The sequence below is a fragment of the Streptomyces sp. CB02056 genome (assembly GCF_001905545.1).
In the GTDB taxonomy this organism is placed as follows: domain Bacteria; phylum Actinomycetota; class Actinomycetes; order Streptomycetales; family Streptomycetaceae; genus Kitasatospora.
On sequence record NZ_LIPD01000004.1, the window covers coordinates 406,031 to 424,387 of the forward strand.

General features: G+C 74.4%; 22 protein-coding genes and 1 riboswitch. Of the genes, 19 read left to right on the plus strand and 3 right to left on the minus strand.

Features of this window, described 5'->3' with window-relative positions; all coding sequences use genetic code 11:
* Window positions 1–41 precede the first annotated feature (41 nt).
* The 9 genes from AMK13_RS13735 to AMK13_RS13775 all read left to right on the plus strand — a co-directional run bounded on the left by AMK13_RS13735 (window position 42) and on the right by AMK13_RS13775 (window position 8,721).
* A complete protein-coding gene (locus AMK13_RS13735) occupies window positions 42–872 on the plus strand; it encodes a shikimate dehydrogenase (protein WP_074002383.1) in 831 nt (276 codons plus the stop codon).
* Between the two features lie 226 nt (window positions 873–1,098).
* Complete coding sequence (gene aroC, locus AMK13_RS13740) at window positions 1,099–2,283, plus strand: chorismate synthase (protein WP_107086502.1); 1,185 nt, start codon at window positions 1,099–1,101, stop codon at window positions 2,281–2,283.
* A complete protein-coding gene (locus AMK13_RS13745; protein ID WP_049653982.1) occupies window positions 2,280–2,801 on the plus strand; it encodes a shikimate kinase in 522 nt (173 codons plus the stop codon). The genes aroC and AMK13_RS13745 overlap by 4 nt, the downstream gene beginning before the upstream one ends.
* Window positions 2,794–3,885 (plus strand): 3-dehydroquinate synthase, encoded by a 1,092-nt coding sequence (gene aroB, locus AMK13_RS13750; protein ID WP_074002384.1) that lies wholly within the window; start codon window positions 2,794–2,796, stop codon window positions 3,883–3,885. Before AMK13_RS13745 ends, aroB begins: the two co-directional genes overlap by 8 nt.
* Before the next feature lie 8 nt (window positions 3,886–3,893).
* Window positions 3,894–4,322, plus strand: a complete 429-nt coding sequence (gene aroQ / locus AMK13_RS13755; RefSeq protein WP_049653999.1) for a type II 3-dehydroquinate dehydratase — start codon at window positions 3,894–3,896, stop codon at window positions 4,320–4,322.
* A 139-nt stretch (window positions 4,323–4,461) separates the two neighbouring features.
* On the plus strand, window positions 4,462–5,292 hold the full coding sequence (locus tag AMK13_RS13760) for an AAA family ATPase (RefSeq protein WP_107418745.1): 831 nt from the start codon (window positions 4,462–4,464) through the stop codon (window positions 5,290–5,292).
* Between the two features lie 79 nt (window positions 5,293–5,371).
* Window positions 5,372–6,181 (plus strand): Fpg/Nei family DNA glycosylase, encoded by an 810-nt coding sequence (locus AMK13_RS13765; RefSeq protein WP_049656544.1) that lies wholly within the window; start codon window positions 5,372–5,374, stop codon window positions 6,179–6,181.
* A 135-nt stretch (window positions 6,182–6,316) separates the two neighbouring features.
* The gene (locus AMK13_RS13770) at window positions 6,317–6,643 is read left to right on the plus strand and encodes a putative quinol monooxygenase (protein ID WP_074002386.1); all 327 of its coding nucleotides are present in this window, start codon (window positions 6,317–6,319) and stop codon (window positions 6,641–6,643) included.
* Between the two features lie 71 nt (window positions 6,644–6,714).
* A complete protein-coding gene (locus AMK13_RS13775) occupies window positions 6,715–8,721 on the plus strand; it encodes an AAA family ATPase (protein WP_074002387.1) in 2,007 nt (668 codons plus the stop codon).
* 44 nt (window positions 8,722–8,765) lie between these two features.
* Here AMK13_RS13775 and AMK13_RS13780 read toward each other — a convergent pair whose 3' ends face one another.
* Together AMK13_RS13780 and AMK13_RS13785 are read right to left on the minus strand one after the other, a co-directional pair.
* Window positions 8,766–10,439: a hypothetical protein gene (locus AMK13_RS13780; protein ID WP_143204533.1), complete on the minus strand. Its 1,674-nt coding sequence runs from the start codon at window positions 10,437–10,439 to the stop codon at window positions 8,766–8,768.
* 84 nt (window positions 10,440–10,523) lie between these two features.
* A complete protein-coding gene (locus AMK13_RS13785; protein ID WP_049656554.1) occupies window positions 10,524–10,907 on the minus strand; it encodes an ArsR/SmtB family transcription factor in 384 nt (127 codons plus the stop codon).
* Window positions 10,908–10,989: 82 nt separating this feature from the next.
* Window positions 10,990–11,202, plus strand: a riboswitch (cobalamin riboswitch).
* 31 nt (window positions 11,203–11,233) lie between these two features.
* On the opposite strand from AMK13_RS13785, the gene AMK13_RS13790 reads away from it, so the two are divergent.
* Window positions 11,234–12,349, plus strand: coding sequence for a HoxN/HupN/NixA family nickel/cobalt transporter (locus AMK13_RS13790; protein ID WP_049656561.1), 1,116 nt, complete (start codon window positions 11,234–11,236; stop codon window positions 12,347–12,349).
* A gap of 66 nt (window positions 12,350–12,415) precedes the next feature.
* On the opposite strand, the gene rpmG is transcribed toward AMK13_RS13790, so the two are convergent.
* On the minus strand, window positions 12,416–12,580 hold the full coding sequence (rpmG, locus tag AMK13_RS13795; protein ID WP_049656556.1) for a 50S ribosomal protein L33: 165 nt from the start codon (window positions 12,578–12,580) through the stop codon (window positions 12,416–12,418).
* Window positions 12,581–12,724: 144 nt separating this feature from the next.
* Here rpmG and rpmB point away from each other — a divergent pair, with 144 nt between their 5' ends.
* The 9 genes from rpmB (at window position 12,725) to AMK13_RS13840 (ending at window position 18,268) form a co-directional block, all read left to right on the plus strand.
* A complete protein-coding gene (rpmB, locus tag AMK13_RS13800) occupies window positions 12,725–12,961 on the plus strand; it encodes a 50S ribosomal protein L28 (protein WP_074002388.1) in 237 nt (78 codons plus the stop codon).
* A complete protein-coding gene (rpsN, locus tag AMK13_RS13805) occupies window positions 12,961–13,266 on the plus strand; it encodes a 30S ribosomal protein S14 (RefSeq protein ID WP_074002389.1) in 306 nt (101 codons plus the stop codon). The genes rpmB and rpsN overlap by 1 nt, the downstream gene beginning before the upstream one ends.
* A gap of 5 nt (window positions 13,267–13,271) precedes the next feature.
* Entirely contained in the window at window positions 13,272–14,438 is a 1,167-nt protein-coding gene (locus AMK13_RS13810; protein ID WP_074002618.1) for a CobW family GTP-binding protein, read from the plus strand.
* Window positions 14,439–14,452: 14 nt separating this feature from the next.
* The gene (rpsR, locus tag AMK13_RS13815) at window positions 14,453–14,689 is read left to right on the plus strand and encodes a 30S ribosomal protein S18 (protein WP_049661328.1); all 237 of its coding nucleotides are present in this window, start codon (window positions 14,453–14,455) and stop codon (window positions 14,687–14,689) included.
* A gap of 48 nt (window positions 14,690–14,737) precedes the next feature.
* Window positions 14,738–14,911: a 50S ribosomal protein L32 gene (gene rpmF / locus AMK13_RS13820; RefSeq protein WP_049661326.1), complete on the plus strand. Its 174-nt coding sequence runs from the start codon at window positions 14,738–14,740 to the stop codon at window positions 14,909–14,911.
* Between the two features lie 199 nt (window positions 14,912–15,110).
* Window positions 15,111–16,217 (plus strand): M24 family metallopeptidase, encoded by a 1,107-nt coding sequence (locus AMK13_RS13825; protein ID WP_074002390.1) that lies wholly within the window; start codon window positions 15,111–15,113, stop codon window positions 16,215–16,217.
* Window positions 16,218–16,293: 76 nt separating this feature from the next.
* Window positions 16,294–16,857, plus strand: a complete 564-nt coding sequence (gene efp / locus AMK13_RS13830; RefSeq protein WP_049651352.1) for an elongation factor P — start codon at window positions 16,294–16,296, stop codon at window positions 16,855–16,857.
* Between the two features lie 4 nt (window positions 16,858–16,861).
* Window positions 16,862–17,299, plus strand: coding sequence for a transcription antitermination factor NusB (gene nusB / locus AMK13_RS13835; RefSeq protein ID WP_049651353.1), 438 nt, complete (start codon window positions 16,862–16,864; stop codon window positions 17,297–17,299).
* A gap of 141 nt (window positions 17,300–17,440) precedes the next feature.
* The gene (locus tag AMK13_RS13840) at window positions 17,441–18,268 is read left to right on the plus strand and encodes a thioesterase family protein (RefSeq protein WP_049651354.1); all 828 of its coding nucleotides are present in this window, start codon (window positions 17,441–17,443) and stop codon (window positions 18,266–18,268) included.
* Window positions 18,269–18,357 lie beyond the last annotated feature (89 nt).

Consider the following 18,357-nt stretch of genomic DNA (forward strand, 5'->3'; position numbering starts at 1 on the left):
CCGCGGCCGGACGACAGTTCGCCAGTTCGCGGAGAGAAGCGTTGACCAGCAAGCACCGGGCGGCCGTTCTCGGCTCGCCGATCGCCCACTCGCTCTCGCCGGACCTGCACCGGGCCGCCTTCGCGGCGCTCGGGCTGGACGGCTGGCGCTACGACGGCTTCGAGGTCGACGAGGCCGGGCTGCCCGGGTTCGTCGCCGCGCTGGACGAGGCCGAGTGGGCCGGGCTGTCGCTCACCATGCCGCTGAAGCGGGCGGTCATCCCGCTGCTCGACGAGGTCAGCGCGACGGCCCGCTCGGTGGACGCGGTGAACACCGTGGTGTTCACCGCCGACGGCCGGCGCACCGGGGACAACACCGACGTCCCCGGGCTGGTCAACGCGCTGCGCGAGCGCGGGATCACCGAGGTGCCCGAGGCGGCCGTCCTGGGCGCCGGGGCCACCGCCTCCTCGGCACTGGCCGCGCTCGCCCAGATCTGCACCGGCGAGGTGACGGTCTACGTGCGCAGCGCCGAGCGGGCCCGGGAGATGGCCGAGCTGGGCGAGCGGCTGGGCGTGGCCGTCCGCACCGCCGACTGGGAGCTCGGGGCGCAGGCGCTGGCCCGGCCGCTGACGATCTCCACCACGCCGGTCGGCGCGACCGACGTCTTCGCCGAGGCGCTGCCCGCCGAGCCGGGCGCGCTGTTCGACGTGCTGTACCACCCGTGGCCGACGGCGCTGGCCGCCGCCTGCGCCGGGCGCGGGGCGACCGTCCTGGGCGGGCTGGACCTGCTGGTGCACCAGGCGGTGCTGCAGAACGAGGCCTTCACCGGGCGGACGCCCGGGCCGCTGGCGGCGATGCGCGAGGCGGGGGAGAAGGCGCTCGCCGGGCACTGAGCCCGGCCCCGGCGGACTCGGGCGGGCCCGGCCCCACGGCCGGGTGCCCGCCCGCCCTCCGTCCGGTTTCCCGGGCGGTTCCCGGCCGGATCGTGGCCGGTTGCTGTCCGTCACGCGGACTGTGCCCCCGGGTGCCGCTGGGGCATGAAAGGATTCAGGTACAAAAGGCACGCCCGGGGCGGGCCCCGGCGGTGCCGTGGTCCGGTCCGCTGATGAAGGAGCTCCGTTGGGTACGTTGCGCTGGCTGACGGCGGGGGAGTCGCACGGCCCCGCACTCGTCGCGACGCTGGAAGGCCTGCCCGCCGGTGTACCGGTCACCACCGACGTGGTGGCCGACGCGCTGGCGCGCCGCCGGCTCGGTTACGGCCGCGGGGCGCGGATGAAGTTCGAGCAGGACGAGGTGACCTTCCTCGGCGGCGTCCGGCACGGTCTGACCATGGGCAGCCCGGTCGCGATCATGGTTGGCAACACCGAGTGGCCGAAGTGGGAGCAGGTCATGTCGGCCGACCCGGTCGACCCCGAGGTCCTGGCGGGCCTGGCCCGCAACGAGGCGCTCACCCGCCCCCGGCCCGGCCACGCCGACCTGGCCGGCATGCAGAAGTACTCGATCGACGAGGCCCGGCCGATCCTGGAGCGCGCCAGCGCCCGCGAGACGGCCGCCCGGGTCGCGCTGGGCGCCGTCGCCCGCGCCTACCTCCGCGAGGTGGCCGGGATCGAGATCGTCAGCCACGTGGTCGAGCTGGCCGCCGCCAAGGCGCCGGCCGGCGTGGTGCCGCTGCCCTCGGACGAGGCCAAGCTGGACGCCGACCCGGTGCGCTGCCTGGACGCCGACGCCTCGAAGGCGATGGTCGCCGAGATCGACCAGGCCCACAAGGACGGCGACACCCTCGGCGGCGTGGTCGAGGTGCTGGCGTACGGCGTGCCGGTGGGCCTCGGCTCGCACGTGCACTGGGACCGCCGGCTGGACGCGCGGCTGGCCGCCGCGCTGATGGGCATCCAGGCGATCAAGGGCGTCGAGGTCGGCGACGGCTTCGACCTGGCCCGGGTGCCGGGCTCCCAGGCCCACGACGAGATCGTCCCGACCGCCGAGGGCGTCAAGCGCACCTCCGGCCGCTCCGGCGGCACCGAGGGCGGACTGTCCACCGGCGAGGTGCTGCGGGTGCGCGCCGCGATGAAGCCGATCGCCACCGTGCCGCGGGCGCTCCAGACCCTGGACGTGCGCACCGGCGAGCCGGCCAAGGCGCACCACCAGCGCTCGGACGTCTGCGCGGTCCCGGCCGCGGGCATCGTCGCCGAGGCGATGGTCGCGCTGGTGCTGGCGGACGCGGTGAACGAGAAGTTCGGCGGCGACAACGTCTCCGAGACCCGCCGCAACGTGCAGGGCTACCTCGACAACCTGATCATCCGATGACGAACCCCGTTGTCGTGCTGGTCGGCCCGCCCGGCAGTGGCAAGTCCACCGTCGGGCGGATGCTGGCCGAGCGCCTGGGCGTCGGCTTCCGGGACACCGACGCCGACGTCGAGGCGACGGCCGGCAAGCCCATCCCGGAGATCTTCATCGACGAGGGCGAGCCGCACTTCCGCGCGCTGGAGGCGGCCGCCGTGCGCGCGGCCGCCGAGGGGCACGACGGGGTCCTGGCGCTCGGCGGCGGCGCGGTGATGGCCGAGGCCACCCGCGCGCTGCTGCACGAGCTGCCGGTGGTCTTCCTGGAGGTCCCGCTCGCCGACGCGGTCAAGCGGGTCGGCCTGGACGCCCCGCGCCCGCTGCTGGCCGTCAACCCGCGGGCCCGCTGGCGCGAGCTGATGGAGGCCCGCCGCCCCCTCTACCTGGAGGTGGCCACCGCCGTGGTCGACACCGCCGGGCGCACCCCGGAACAGGTCGCGGACGCCGTACTGGAAGCACTGGAGCTGAAGACCCCCCATGACTGACACCACCGTCAGGATCCACGTCGGCGGCAGCGCCGGCCACGACCCGTACGACGTGCTGATCGGGCACCAGCTGCTCGGTGAGCTGTCTCCGCTGATCGGGACCCGCGCCAAGCGGGTGGCGCTCATCCACCCGGAGGCGCTCGCCGCCACCGCCGACGCGATCCGCGAGGACCTGCTCGGCGAGGGCTACGAGGCCATCGTGCTCCAGGTGCCCAACGCCGAGGACGCCAAGAGCGTCGAGGTCGCCGCGTACTGCTGGTCGGTGCTCGGGCAGACCGGCTTCACCCGCAGCGACGTCATCGTCGGCCTCGGCGGCGGCGCCACCACCGACCTGGCCGGCTTCGTCGCCGCCACCTGGCTGCGCGGGGTGCGCTGGATCTCCATGCCCACCACGCTGCTCGGCATGGTCGACGCGGCCGTCGGCGGCAAGACCGGCATCAACATCGCCGAGGGCAAGAACATGGTCGGCGCCTTCCACCCGCCGGTGGGCGTGCTGGCCGACCTCGACACCCTGGAGACGGTGCCCAGGCACGACTACGTCTCCGGCCTCGCCGAGGTCATCAAGTGCGGCTTCATCGCCGACCCGGCCATCCTCGACCTGATCGAGGCCGACCCCGAGGGAGCCAAGACCCCGTCCGGCCCGCACACCGTCGAGCTGATCCGCCGCGCCATCCAGGTCAAGGCCGACGTGGTCTCCGGGGACCTCAAGGAGTCCGGCCGCCGCGAGATCCTCAACTACGGCCACACCCTCGGCCACGCCATCGAGCGCAACGAGCGGTACAAGTGGCGGCACGGCGCCGCGATCTCCATCGGCATGGTCTTCGCCGCCGAACTCGGCCGCCTGGCCGGGCGGTTGGACGACGAGACGGCCGACCGGCACCGCACCGTGCTGGCCTCGGTCGGCCTGCCGCTGAGCTACCGGGCGGACGCCTGGCCGAAGCTGCTGGACGCGATGAAGATCGACAAGAAGTCGCGCGGCGACCTGATCCGCTTCATCGTGCTGGACGGCCTCGGCAAGACCTCCGTACTGGAGGGCCCCGACCCGTCGCTGCTGGTCGCCGCGTACGCGGAGGTCTCGGCGTGACCAGGGTGATGGTGCTCAACGGCCCCAACCTGGGCCGGCTGGGCAGCCGCGAGCCGGACGTCTACGGCGCCACCTCGTACGCCGGGCTGGTCGAGCGCTGCACCGCGCTGGGCAAGGAGTTCGGCTTCGAGGTCGAGGTGCACGAGACCAACTCCGAGCAGCAGATGGTGGAGTGGCTGCACGAGGCGGCCGACGGGCAGGTGCCGGTGGTGATCAACCCCGGTGCGTTCACCCACTACTCGTACGCGATGCGGGACGCCGCGGCCCAGCGCACCGCGCCGCTGATCGAGGTGCACATCTCCAACCCGTACGCCCGGGAGACCTTCCGGCATACCTCGGTGATCGCCGCGGTGGCCTCCGGCACCATCGCCGGTTTCGGGCTCGGCTCCTACGAGCTGGCGCTGCGCGCGCTGGCCGAGCGGCTCACCACCCGCTGAGGGTACGGGCGGTGGCCCGGCGGCGGACTGTGCCCGCTGCCGGGCCGCCGTGTAGTGTCCCCGCTGAGAAGTGTCGGGAGGTGCCGTGACGCAGTACACCGGAGGCGGGCAGGTCCCGCCGCGTCCCGTCGCCCCGCCGGTGCCGCCGGGGGGCGGAACGCGGGGGACGTCGTCGGGGGCGCAGCCGCCGTCCCCGCCGCCGGGCCGGCCGGCGCCGGCGGCGCCCGTCACTCCCGGGCCGACCGGCCCCGGGCCCGCCGCCCACCCCGTTCCCGCCCACCCGGCCCCGGCCCCCGCGGCCGTACCCGTGCCGAGCGCGCCGCCCGTGCCCGCCGGGGGCACCGGGCACTTCGTGCTGCCGTCCGGCGCACCCGTCCAACTGCCGGCCCACCCGCCGCGGCAGCACGCGGCCACCGGGCCGATAGCCGTCCTGCTGATCGGACCGGCCGGGGCCGGCAAGACCACCGTCGCCCGCCACTGGGCCGAGCGGCGGCCCACCCCGACCGCGCACATCAGCCTGGACGACGTCCGCGAGTGGGTGCAGGCGGGCTTCGCCAACCCGCAGTCCGGCTGGAACAACGCCTCCGAGGCGCAGTACCGGCTGGCCCGCCGCACCTGCGGCTTCGCCTGCCGCAACTACCTGGCCAACGGCATCTCCTGCATCATCGACGACGCCGTCTTCCCGGACCGCCCGGCGATCGGCCTCGGCGGCTGGAAGCGGCACATCGGCCCCGGCATGATCCCGGTCGTGCTGCTGCCCAGCCTGGACTCGGTGCTGCACCGCAACGCCCGGCGCAGCGGCAACCGCCGGCTCGGGGACGAGGAGGTGGCCCGCATCCACGGGCGGATGGCCGGCTGGTACAACTCCGGGCTGCCGATCATCGACAACTCCGCCCTGGACGTCGCCGGGACGGCCGCCGAGCTGGACCGCGTCATCCTGGCCCGGCTGATGGGCGTCCCGGTCCGCTGACCCGCCGCGGCACGGGGCTGTCGGTGCCGGCTGCGATGATGGACGGGTCCAGTCGCCGAGCCCGGAGGAGCCGACGCCCGTGCCCGAAGGCCACATCATCCACCGCCTCGCCACCGAGAACCGCGAGGCCTTCGGCGGCCGCCCGGTGCGGGTCTCCAGCCCGCAGGGCCGGTTCGCCGACGAGGCCAAGGTGATCGACGGGCAGCTGCTCACCGGCGCGGAGGCCACCGGCAAGCACCTCTTCCTCGGCTTCGAGGAGGGCGCCTGGGTGCACGTCCACCTCGGCCTCTACGGCGGCTTCACCTTCGGCACCGGCCCGGCGCCCGCGCCGGTCGGGCTGGTCCGGCTGCGGCTGGAGAACGAGGACGGCTACGCCGACCTGCGCGGGCCCAACACCTGCGCGCTCGTCACGGACGACCAGAAGGCCGCCGTCGCCGCCCGGCTCGGCCCCGACCCGCTGCGCGCCGACGCCGACCCGGAGGCCGCCTGGCGCCGGATATCGGGCAGCCGGACGACCGTCGCGGCGCTGCTGATGGACCAGAAGGTGCTGGCCGGGGTGGGCAACGTCTACCGGGCCGAGGTGCTGTTCCGCCACGGCATCGACCCGCACCGGGCCGGGCGCGACCTCACCCGCCGGGAGTGGGACGCGATCTGGGCCGACCTGGTCGCCCTGATGCGCGAGGGCGTCACCGCGGGCCGGATCGACACCGTCCGCCCCGAGCACACCCCCGAGGCGATGGGCCGTCCGCCCCGGGTGGACGACCACGGCGGCGAGGTGTACGTCTACCGGCGGGCCGCCATGCCCTGCCTGGTCTGCGGCACCGACGTGCGGACGGAGGAGCACGCCGCCCGCAACCTCTTCTGGTGCCCCGCCTGCCAGGCGGCGTGACCGGCCCCGGCCGGGACGCGCAACGCCCCCGTGTCATGGAGAGCCCTTCTGACCTGCGACGATGGACAGGTGCCCGCCGAGCGGCGGGCACCCGTCCGCACGGCCACGTGTGAACGTGGAAGGGAAGGAAGTCCCATGATCTTCATTACGGTCAAGTTCGCGGTCCGCCCCGAGCGCGCCGACGAGTGGCTCGACCTGGTCGACGGTTTCACCCAGGCCACCCGCAGCGAGCCCGGCAACCTCTTCTTCGAGTGGTCCCGCAGCGTCGACAACGCCAACGAGTTCGTCCTGGTCGAGGCGTTCCGCGACGGCGACGCCGGCAAGGAGCACGTGGAGTCCGCGCACTTCACCAAGGCCATGGACGAGATGTCGTACGCCGTGGCCGCCAAGCCGCAGATCGTCTCGATCGAGATCCCCGGCATGGACGGCTGGGGCGAGATGGGCGAGATCACCCCCCGGTGACACCGGAGCGCCCCTCCGGCCGGGTGCCCAGCCCGTAGGCTGGGGCCCGGGCGGCCGGAGGGAGCAGGCGGATGGAGCGGCACGAGGTGGCCAGCACCGTGTCAGGCGCCACGGTGGGCGGCCATGTGGTGCAGGCCGGGAGCATCGGGTCGGTGCACCTCCACCAGCCGCCGACGGTGCCGACGCCCCGTCAGGTGCGCGCGCCGCACGGCCCGTTCGTCAACCGTGAACCGGAGTTCGCCGCACTGGCCGGCGCGCTGGACCGGGTCGAGGAGGGCGGACTCGGGGTCGTGGTGTTCACCGGCCTCGGCGGGGTCGGGAAGACCGAGCTGATCGCCAAGTTCACCGAGCGCCACCGGGAGCGCTTCCCCGGCGGGGACCTCTACGCCGACCTGAAGGCCTACCGGCACCAGGGCGGGGTGGACCTCCCCGGGCTGCTGGCCGGCTTCCTGCGCGCCCTGGGCGCCGAGCCCCCGGCCGTGGAGGCCGAGCGGTTCACGGCCTTCCGCACCGCCACCGCCGGGCGCCGGTGCCTGTTCTTCCTGGACAACGTCGAGCACGCCGCGGAGGTCCGGGCGCTGCTCCCCGCCTGCGGGCTGGTGGTGGTCGCGAGCCGGCGGCGGCTGCCCGCGCTGCGGATGGACGGCGCCGAGGTGCGCCGACTCGGGCCGCTGAGCGCGGCGGCGGGCGCCGAACTGGTGCGGGGCTGGGTGGGCTCCGGGCGGGGAACCGACGGGGAACTGGCCGAACTGGTCGAGCTGTGCGGCGGGTTGCCGCTCGCGCTGAACGCGGTCGGGAGCCAGCTGCTGGACCGGGACAGCCTGCCGGTCGGCCGGGTGGTGGCCGAACTGCACGACCGGGAGGGCAGGTTGGCGATGCTGGAGGACGAGGAGAGCGATCTCGGCGCGACGTACGACCTGGTCCACGAGCGGCTGTCGGCGCCGGGCCGGGCGCTCTACCAGCTGATCGGCGTGCACCCCGGCCCCTTCGTGTCCGCCGAACTGGCGCGGGCGGTCGGCGTCGATCGGGCCGAGCAGGCGGTCAGGGAGCTGCGTGGCGTCCACGTGCTCGACGAGGTGGTGGACGACGACGGCGAGGACCGATTCCGGGCCCACGACGTGGTGCGGTTGCACGCCTACGGCCGGACGCGGGAGCTGCCCGACCGCGCCGGGCTCCTCGCCGGCGTCGTGGCGTACTTCCGGGGCCGTGCCTCGCTCGCCGACCGGACGATGGGCAGGGACCGGCTCCGGCTGCAGGACCCGAGCGGCGACGACCTGCCCGGCTTCGCCTCCGACGCCGCGGCCCTGGAGTGGCTGTACGCCGAACGCGCCGACTTCCGCGCGGTGGTGGAGGAGGCGGCCGCGCAGGGGTGGCACGGCGAGGTGTGGCGGCTCTGCGAGTCGCTCTGGCCGCTGTACCACGGCCGCAAGCTCTACGACGACTGGATCGCCACCCACCGGCTCGGCATCGAGTCGGCCCAGTGGGACAACCAGCCGGCCGCCGTGGTCAAGATGCGCAACCAGCTCGCCCGCGCCCACCAGGAGCGCAAGGAGTACCGGCTCGCCGCCGAGCAGCTGGCGCTCGCCACGGAGCTGGTCCCGCTGGTGACGAACCGCCGGGTGGTCGGGGTGCTCTACGAGACCGACGGCCTGCTCTGCCTGGCCGACGGCCGCCCGGGCGACGCGGTGGAGCGCTTCACCCTGGCCCTGGCGGAGAACCGGGGCGACGACCACGGCGAGATCGTCCAGAGCTACAACCTGGCGCAGGCGCTGATCGCCGACGGCCGTCCGGAGGAGGCGCTGACCCTGCTGGCCGAGGCCACCGCCCGGGCCGGGCGGACGCGGGACAACGACATGCTGATGAAGCTGCCGCTGGTCCGGGCCCGGGCCCACCGGGCGCTCGGGCAGCTGGACCTCGCCGTCGTCCACGCGGACGACTGCGCCCGGCAGGCCAAGGAGCGGAACCAGTACGCGAAGGAGGCGCAGGCCCACACCCTGCTCGTCACCCTCGCCGAGGAGCTGGACGACGCGGAGCTGGCGGAGCGCAGCCGCGAGCGGCTGCGGCAGCTGGCGGGCTGAGGGGCGGTCCGGGCCGAGGGGCGGTCCGTAGCGGGCGGGCGGGGTCAGGGCCCGGTACGGAAGGACACCCGGGTGCGGTCCCCGCCGGTGCGGACGGTGAGTCCGTGCTCGGGGAGGCCGGCCGGGTCGCCGCCGTCGGCGAGCCAGCAGGCCACGGCGGAGCCGAGCAGCAGCGGGTCGACGGCGGGGTCGGGGCGGCCCCAGTCCGGTTCGGCGCGGGCCTCCAGCAGCCGGCCGCCGTGCAGCCGGAGCAGGTGGCGGGCCGGGCCGAGGGCGGCCACCGCGACGGCGAGGCCGGGCAGTTCGGCGGCGGTGTCGGCGAGCCAGCGGGCGGCGGGGCGTTCGGCGTGCGCCTCGGTGCGGGCGATCACCTCGGCCGTGTAGCGGAGGGCGTCGCCCGGGTGCTCGTCGGTGAGGGCGTGGAAGCCGCGCGGGGTGTGGTCGTCCGGGTGGAAGGGGTAGCGCCGCAGGCTCACCTCGGTCCCCTCGGTGCTGCCCTCGACGTCGTACGCGGTGGGCCACTCGGCGGCCCCGGGGCAGGGGACGGGCCTGGGGTAGGGCGGCAGGGCCGGTTCGTCCCCGGGCTCGTCCAGGCCGTCCAGGAAGGAGTAGAGCAGCGGGCGCAGCAGCCGGGCGGATTCGCCGCGGTGGGCGAGTGAGCGGTCGGTGATCTCGCGCAGGCCGGCCGGGGCCTCGGCGAGGGCCTGTTCGAGCTGGGCGGCGAGGTCCCCGTCCGGGTCGAGGACGGGGGCGGCCTGGCCGAAGGCGTAGCTGGGGGAGCGCGGGTCGAGTTCGGCGGCGCCGGTGGCGACGAGCATGGTGCGGTGTTCCAGGGCGGCGCCGTAGACGGTGACCGAGCCGTGGTCGCCGATCACGCAGTCGGCGGCGACGAGCGCGGCCTGCCAGCCCTGGTGGGGCGGGATCAGGCGCAGGCCCATCCGGCGGGCGTCGTCGAGCAGCGCCCCGGGGGCGTGGCGGCTCCACACGTTGGGGTGCAGGACGACGGCCACCGTGTACTCGTCGGCGGGCAGTTGGCGGACGAGCCGCCGGGGCAGGTCGGGGTGGCGGCCGAATAACGAGTGCTCGCTCCAGGTGGAGCTGACGACGACGAGCCGTCGGCCGCCGACGGCGCCGAGCGCGGCGCGGTAGCCGTCCCGGGAGCGCCGGCTGGCGAGCATCCGGTCGAAGCACGGGTCGCCGACCACCCGGGCGACGTCCAGGGCCTCGGGGCAGGAGGTCCGCAGCCGGTCCAGCTGTTCGGGGTGGGAGAGCCCGAGGACGTCCACGAACACCCGCCCGCGGTGGGTGAGTTCGTTGCGGGACAGGCCGGCGGCGCTGACCGTGTCGCCGGTGGACTCGGTGACCAGGCGGTTGTAGCCGGCGCCGTGCGGCAGGACGACGAGGCGGGCGTCCAGGCGGTGCATGGAGGAGTGGACGGCGCAGGCGACGGCCAGGTCGAAGCGGTGGCGGACGGCGTCGTCCCAGTCCAGCACGGTGAAGCCGGACAGGCCGTGCAGGTACTCGTCCAGGGCGCGGTCGGCGAAGACGGAACCGGGGTTGACGGTGAAGTACCACTCGATGCCGTGCGGGCTCAGCAGGGAGAGGACGTCCAGCACCCGGGTGGCCGAGGTGAGGGTGCGGGCGACCGCCAGCACGCGGGCCTTGACCGGGTCGGTGTTCCAGCGGTCGGCGGGCCAGGCATGGGGGTGGGACGGCACATCATGATCGTACTGGCCGGGGCCGTTCGCGGCGCGCCTTCCCGAGCAGGAGTCAGCAGGTCGGGCAGGGGTCGGCGGGACGGGTCAGCCCACTGCCGCGCTGGGCTCGTGGTGCTCGGCGGCGGCGCACTCGTCGAGGAGGGGGCGCATGGCCTCGTCCACGAGCCGGTAGCGCACCACTCGTCCGTCCCGGTCGCCGGTGACCACGCCGGCCGTGCGGAGCAGCCGCAGGGCCTGGGAGACGGCGGGGTCGCGCATGCCGGTGGCCACCGCGAGGTCGCTGACGGCGAGCGGGCCGGCCCGGTGGAGGGCGAGCAGCAGGGCGAGCCGTCCGGGGTCGGCGAGCAGGGAGAACCGCTCGGCCCAGGACCGGACGTGCGCGGGGTCGCCGATCGCGGCGATGGCCTCGCAGACCCGGTGCCCGTCGATGGTGCGGTGGCCCGCGCGGTCGGCCGGTACGAGATGCATGCGGACATTCTTGCAGGCGGTCGCCTGTGATCCTGGACACCTGCGCAGGTGCGCAGCCTTGCACGGGTCGGGGCGCGGCCCCTACGGTGTTCCCCGCCGTGGTGCTCGGGAAGACCGGTGACGGACCCTCAGGGGTCCCAGCCCGGAGCGGCCCTCGCCACTGTGATCGGGTCGTTCCTCCGCCCGCGGAGGAACGTCGTCCGTGCCCACGGAGCCACTGGGTGCCTCGCGCACCTGGGAAGGCGGGCACGGGTATCCCGTCAGCCAGGAGACCGGCCACGGCATCTCACGAGGTTTTCCACGAGGTGCTGGAGCGTGATCCGCAGATGACCCTGCCCGAAACCGTTGCCGCCGGCGCGAAGCCGGCCCCTTCCGTGCTGCCCAGCTTCAGATGGCGGCGCGAGGACACCGTCCGTACGGCCGGGCTGATGGCGGTGATCGTGGCCATGCACGTGGTGGCCTTCGGCACGCTGATCTTCCTGGTCGCGCCCGAGCGGTACGCGGTCGGTACCCAGGTCTTCGGGGTGGGCCTCGGCATCACCGCGTACACCCTCGGCATGCGGCACGCCTTCGACGCCGACCACATCGCGGTGATCGACAACACCACCCGCAAGCTGATGGCGGACGGCAAGCGGCCGGTCTCGGTGGGCTTCTGGTTCGCCCTCGGGCACTCCTCGATGGTGGTGCTGATGGCCGCCCTGGTGGCGGGCGGCGCGCAGCTGGCGAACACACTGATGGACGACGAGTCGGCCACCCACAAGTGGCTGGGCGTGATCGGGACGACCACCTCCGGCGTGTTCCTCTACCTGATCGGTGCGCTCAACCTGGCGGCGCTGCTCGGCATCCTCAGGGTGTTCCGCTCGATGCGGGCCGGGAAGTTCGACGAGAAGGAGCTGGAGGCGCACCTCGACTCGCGCGGCTTCATGGCCCGGGTGCTGAACCGGGCGACCCGTTCGATCACCCGGCCGGGGCAGATGTTCCCGGTGGGCATGGTGCTGGGCCTGGGCTTCGACACCGCGACCGAGGTCACCCTGATGGTGATGGCCGGCTCGGGCGCGGCCTCCGGGCTGCCCTGGTACGCGATCGTCTGCCTGCCGCTGCTGTTCGCGGCGGGGATGAGCCTGTTCGACACCCTGGACGGGACGTTCATGAACTTCGCGTACCAGTGGGCCTTCGCCAACCCGGTCCGGAAGGTGTACTACAACCTGACCATCACGGGTCTGTCGATCGCGGTGGCCTTCATCATCGGCACCATCGAGCTGGTCGGGGTGCTGCACGAGAAGCTCGACCTGACCGACCCGGTCACCGGGTTCGTCGCGGACATCTCGCTGGACAACGTGGGCTACGCCATCGCCGGGCTGTTCGTGGTCGTCTGGGCGATCGCGATCGGGTACTGGAAGCTCGCCCGGGTCGAGCAGCGCTGGACGCCCGAGGGCTCCTGAGCCGAGCGGCCCGGCCGCCCGCGGCGCCTCCCCGAGTCCGGGGAGGCGCCGTTCGCGTGTCCGGGGTCAGCGCTCCTCGCGGAAGTCGACGTGCCGGCCCGCGGCCGGGTCGTACTTGCGCAGGACCATCCGGTCCGGGTCGTTGCGGCGGTTCTTGCGGGTCACGTAGGTGAAGCCGGTGCCGGCGGTGGAGCGGAGCCTGATCACCGGGCGCAGTTCGCTGCGGGCCATGGGACGTCCTCCTGGGGTCTGGGGGTCGGGGTCTCGGGGTCCGGTCCGAGGGGTTGGCTCGAACCGTACATCGAAATGGAAGTCATTTTCATCTGGTGTAACGTGAGCCCGGTCCTGCCCATTCCCGGACGCCAGGGAGCACCCATGTCCGCCCGCTGCCAACTCACCGGCCGCCGGCCCGGCTTCGGCAACGCGATCTCGCACTCGCACCGCCGCACCGGCCGCCGCTTCGACCCCAACATCCAGCGCAAGCGCTACTGGCTGCCCGGCGAGGGCCGGTACGTCCGGCTGGCGCTGAGCGCCAAGGGCATCCGCACCGTCGACGCGATCGGCATCGAGGCCGCCGTCGCCCGCATCCGCGCCCGGGGGGAGAAGGTCTGATGGCCAAGCAGAGCAAGATCGCCAAGAACGAGCGGCGGCGCGCCGTCGTCGCCCGCTACGCCGAGCGCCGGGCCGAGCTCAAGCGGACCATCGCCCACCCCGGCACCGGCCCCGCCGAGCGCGCCGCCGCCCAGGCCGAGCTCGCCCGCCAGCCGCGCGACGCCAGCGCCACCCGGGTCCGCAACCGGGACGCCGTGGACGGCCGGCCCCGCGGCTACCTGCGGGCCTTCGGCCTCTCCCGGGTCAACCTGCGCGCCCACGCCCACGCCGGGCACCTGCCCGGCGTCCGCAAGGCGAGCTGGTGAGCGCCGTGGACGGGACCAGGCTGCCGGTGGTGGTCGTCGCCGGCCTGCACGCGGAGCAGCGCCGGGCCGCCGTCGAGGAACTGGCGGCGGCCGCGGTGGACGCCGTGGTCCTGCACCACGACCTGCGGGACGCCGCGCTCGGCACCGTCCGCCGCGAGCTGCGCGACGCCGCCGGGGCCTTCGACGTGGCCGACGTCCCGCTGGCGAACGACTGCCCGTGCTGCGCCCTGCGCGAGGACCTGCTGCCCCGGCTGCTGGAGATCGCCGACGGCGGCCGGTACGGACTGGCGATCGTCGAACTGTGGGGCGGCAGCGACCCGCACCCCGCGGTCGAGGTGATCGCCGGGGGAGAGGTGGACGGGCGGCCGCTCGACGACGCCGTCGAACTGGCGGGCGTGGTCACCGCCGTCGACCCGGACCGGCTGGTCGGCGAGCTCTCCGTCCCCGACGACCTGGCGGAGCACGGCGAGCAGACCGCCTCGCGCGACGACCGGACCCGCGCCGAGGCGCTCGCCCACCAGATCGAGTACGCCGGCACGCTCGCCGTGCCGCGCGCCGCGGCGCACGCGCCGGGGCTCGCCCTCCTGCGCCAGCTGCACGCCACCGCCCGGACCGTCCGGCTCGGCACCGGCGCGCTCACCCGGGCCGCGCTCGGCGGCTTCGACGTGGCCGCCGCCCGCGACCGGGTCAACCCGGCGCTCGCGCTGCTGCCGCAGGAGCGGGACGAGGCGGGCGTCGCCACCCTGCTGTGGGAGCGCCGCCGACCGCTCCACCCCGAGCGGCTGCACCGGGCGCTGGAACTGCTCGTCCCGGCGGCGCAGCGCAGCCGCGGCCGGTTCTGGCTGGCCAACCGGCCCGATCTGATACTCGCCTGGGACGCCGCCGGGGCGAACCTCGCGGTCGAGGAGTGCGGGCCCTGGCTCACCTCTCTGCCCGACGCGGCCTGGGAGCTCTACCCGCCCGCGCGCCGGGCCGCCGCCGCCCTCGACTGGCACCCCCGGCACGGCGACCGGGTGCAGCAGCTCAGCTTCACCGCCGAGGGGCTGGACGTCGACGGCATCACCGACCTGCTCGACTCCTGCCTGCTCACCGACGCCGAACTCGCCGCCGGCGAACCCGGCTGGAAGGCCCTGCCGGACGCCTTCCAGGACCTGCTCGACCCCGTCCACTGAAGGAGCGCCCTCCCGTGCGCAAACGATCCGCCCCGCCGAAGCCCCGGCCCAACCCGCTGCTCGCGGCGGGCATCGAGTACATCGACTACAAGGACACCGACCTGCTGCGCCGCTTCGTCTCCGACCGCGGCAAGATCCGCGGCCGCCGGGTCACCCGGCTCACCGCCGAGCAGCAGCGGGCGGTGGCCCGGGCGATCAAGAACGCCCGGGAGACGGCCCTCCTGCCGTACGCCTCGGGCGCCACCCGCTAGCGCCGCCCGACGACGCGTTCGACCACACCACCCGAGAAGGAGCCCGCGATGGCCGTACCCAAGCGCAAGACCTCCCGCAGCAACACCCGGCACCGCCGGGCCCAGTGGCGGGCGACGCCCCCGAAGCTGGTCGCGATCACCCTGAACGGCCGGGAGATGCTCGTCCCGCAGAACCTCGTCCCGGCGTACCGGCGGGGTCTGCTCGACCCGGACGGGCAGTAGGCGCGACGGGAGGAAGCCGCCGCCGAGGGGAGGTGGGCCCCTCGGCGGCGGCGCGCGTCCGAGCGGCGGTGGGGGCGGGGGCCCCGGCGCGGGCCGGAGGGCGACGGCGCGGTCGCGCGGGGGGCGCGCAAGGGGCACCGGGGGTTCTGGCGGGGGTGCTCGGCGGGCGCTTCGGGCCGGGGGTTCGTAGGCTCGACGCATGGCGGATGCGTACGCGGGGCGGCGGGAGCGGGTGAGGGAGCACTGCAGCGCGGCCGGGGCCGATGCGGCGCTGATCACCCGTGCGGCGAACGTGCGGTACCTGACGGGCTGCGCGCCCTGCGGGGCGAGCCTGTTGCTGACCAGGGAGCGGGCGCTGCTGGCGCTGCCGGACGACCTGCCGCCGGACGACACCGGGGAGCACCTGATCGCCCCGGACGTCGCCCGGCTGCCGGTGGCGGCCGGCTCGGACACCGCGCTGGCCGCCGCAGCCGCGGCCACCCGCTCCGGGGTGTTGGGCCTGGCGGTGGAGGAGCACGACCTGACCGTCAGCCGGCACCGGGCGGTGGGCGACCTGATAGCGGGGACCCGGCTGGTGGACCTCGGCCGGACGGTCGAGCGGCTGCGGGTGGTCAAGGACGAGCACGAGATCGCGGACCTGCGGATCGCCGCCGAGATCGCCGACCAGGCGCTGGGCGAGCTGCTGGAGTCGATCCTGGTCGGCCGCACCGAGCGGCACCTGGCGATGGAGCTGGAGCGCCGGATGATCGACCACGGCGCCGACCGGGCGGCCTTCCCGGTCTCGGTCGGCACCGGCAGCCACTCCGGCCAGGCCGCCCACCAGCCGACCGACCGCCGGGTGGAGGAGGGCGACTTCCTGACCGTGGTGATGGGCGCCCAGTACCGCGGCTACGGCGTCTCCACCGCCCGCACCTTCGTGATCGGCGCCGCCCCCGCGCCCTGGCAGGTGGAGCTGCACCGGCTGGTCTTCCGGGCCCAGCGGGCCGGGCGGGAGGCGCTCGGACCAGGCGTGGAGCAGTGCGTACCCGACCGGGCCGCCCGGCAGGTCCTGGAGGCGGCCGGCCACACCGAGCCCTCCCCGCACCCGGTGGGCCACGGCATCGGGCTGGAGATCCGGGAGGCGCCGCGCCTCGGTCCGGCGGACATGGGTAAACTGGACAGCCGCGTGCCGGTCACCGTCGGTCCGGGGGTTCACCTCCCGGGCAGGGGCGGCGTCCGGATCGAGGACACGCTCGTCGTGCGCCCCCTTGAGGAGGGCGGGCCCGAGCTGCTCACCATCACCACCAAGGAGCTCCTCGCCCTGTGACCGCGGCCCCCGGGGCCGTGGGCGGCAGGACGCAATCCCTTGGTTCCTTGACAGCTATACAGGAGTAAGTGCGCCCGTGGCTTCCACGAACGATCTCAAGAACGGCATGGTCCTCAAGCTGGAGGGCGGCAAGCTCTGGTCCGTCGTCGAGTTCCAGCACGTCAAGCCCGGCAAGGGCCCGGCCTTCGTGCGTACCAAGCTCAAGGAGGTCCTGACCGGCAAGGTCGTCGACAAGACCTTCAACGCGGGCACCAAGGTCGAGACCGCCAACGTCGACAAGCGCGGCATGCAGTTCTCGTACAAGGACGGCGAGAACTTCGTGTTCATGGACATGGACACCTACGACCAGCTGACCATCGAGCCGTCGGTCGTCGGCGACGCCGCCAAGTACCTGCTGGAGGGCTTCGAGGCCCTCGTCGCGCAGAACGAGGGCTCGGTCCTCTACATCGAGCTCCCGGCCGCGGTCGAGCTGACCATCGCCGAGACCGAGCCGGGCGTCCAGGGCGACCGCTCGACCGGTGGCACCAAGCCGGCCACCCTGGAGACGGGCGCCGAGATCCAGGTGCCGCTCTTCGTCACCACCGGTGAGAAGGTCAAGGTCGACACCCGCGACGGCAGCTACCTCGGCCGGGTGAAGTAAGTCCGTGTCGGCCGCACGCAGCAAGGCCCGCACGCGGGCCTTCCAGATCCTCTTCGAGGCCGACCACCGTGGGGTAGACCCGCAGCAGGTCCTCGCCGACTGGGTGGCCCGCGCCCGCGAGCCCAAGCCCGACGAGGGCACCCCGCAGGTCGGTGAGTACACCATGGAGCTCATCGAGGGGTACGTCCAGCACGCTCGTCGCATCGACGACCTGATCGAGCAGTACGCCGTGGGCTGGACGCTCGACCGGATGCCGATCGTGGACCGCAACGTCCTGCGGCTCGGTGCGTACGAGCTGATCTGGGAGGACGGTGTCCCGGACGCCGTCGTCCTGGACGAGGCCGTCGAGATCGCCAAGGAGTTCTCCACGGACGACTCCCCGGCCTTCGTCAACGGCCTGCTCGCCCGCTTCCTCGAGCTGAAGCCGAGCATCCGCCGCTGAGTGGTCGAATCCCGTGAACGGCCGTCGGACCCGAACAGGTGTCCGGCGGCCGTTCCGCGTTTCATCCGGGCGGCGTAGGGTGAGGGCCTACTTGTCAGTAACTTGACGTCCGGAAGCACGCGTGAAGGGCAGGCCCCCCACATGACCACGGCGATCCGCAGCGAGTTCGACCAGGGCATCGCCCTGACCAGGCACCCCGAGGAGGCCGGCCGGTACGAGGCCGAGCTCGGCGCCGGCTGGCAGATCGGCGGCGGGGTGAACGGCGGACTGCTGCTCGCGGTGGCCGGACACGCGCTGTCGCTGGAGCACGGCACCCACCCGGACCCGGTGTCGATCAGCGGTTACTACCTGTCCGCCTCCACGCCCGGCCCGGCCACCGTCCGCACCGAGGTGCTGCGCACCGGCCGCGGCCTGTCCACCGGCACCGCCTCGCTCAGCCAGGACGGCGTCGAGCGGCTGCGCGTGGTGGCCAGCCACGGCGACCTCGCCACCGCCGACGGCGAGGTGCGCACCAGCGCGCTGCCGCCGCAGCTGCCGCCGCCGGACCAGTGCATCGGCGTCGAGCACGCGCCCAAGGAGCTGATCGCCCAGGCCGCCCTGCTGGAGCGGTTCGACCTGCGGCTGGACCCGGCCACCATCGGCTGGGCGCTCGGGCAGCCCTCCGGCAACGGGCGGATCCAGGGCTGGTTCCGGCTCGCCGACGGCCGCGAGCCCGACCCGCTGCTGCTCCTGCTGGTCGCCGACGCGCTGCCGCCGGTCACCTTCGACCTCGGCCTGCCGGGCTGGGCCCCCACCGTCGAGCTGACCGTCCACCTGCGCGCCAGGCCGGTGCCCGGCTGGCTGCGGGTCACCCACGCGACCCGCAACCTGGCCGGCGGCTACTTCGAGGAGGACGCGGAGGTCTGGGACGAGTCCGGCCGCCTGGTCGCGCAGTCCCGCCAGCTGGCCCGCGCGCCCCGCTCCGCCTGACGCCCGCGCGACCCGCATTACCGGTGGTTACATTCCTGTGACACGCCGTACGTGTGCGACGCGCGCGGATGGGGAGGAAGACGGTCAGC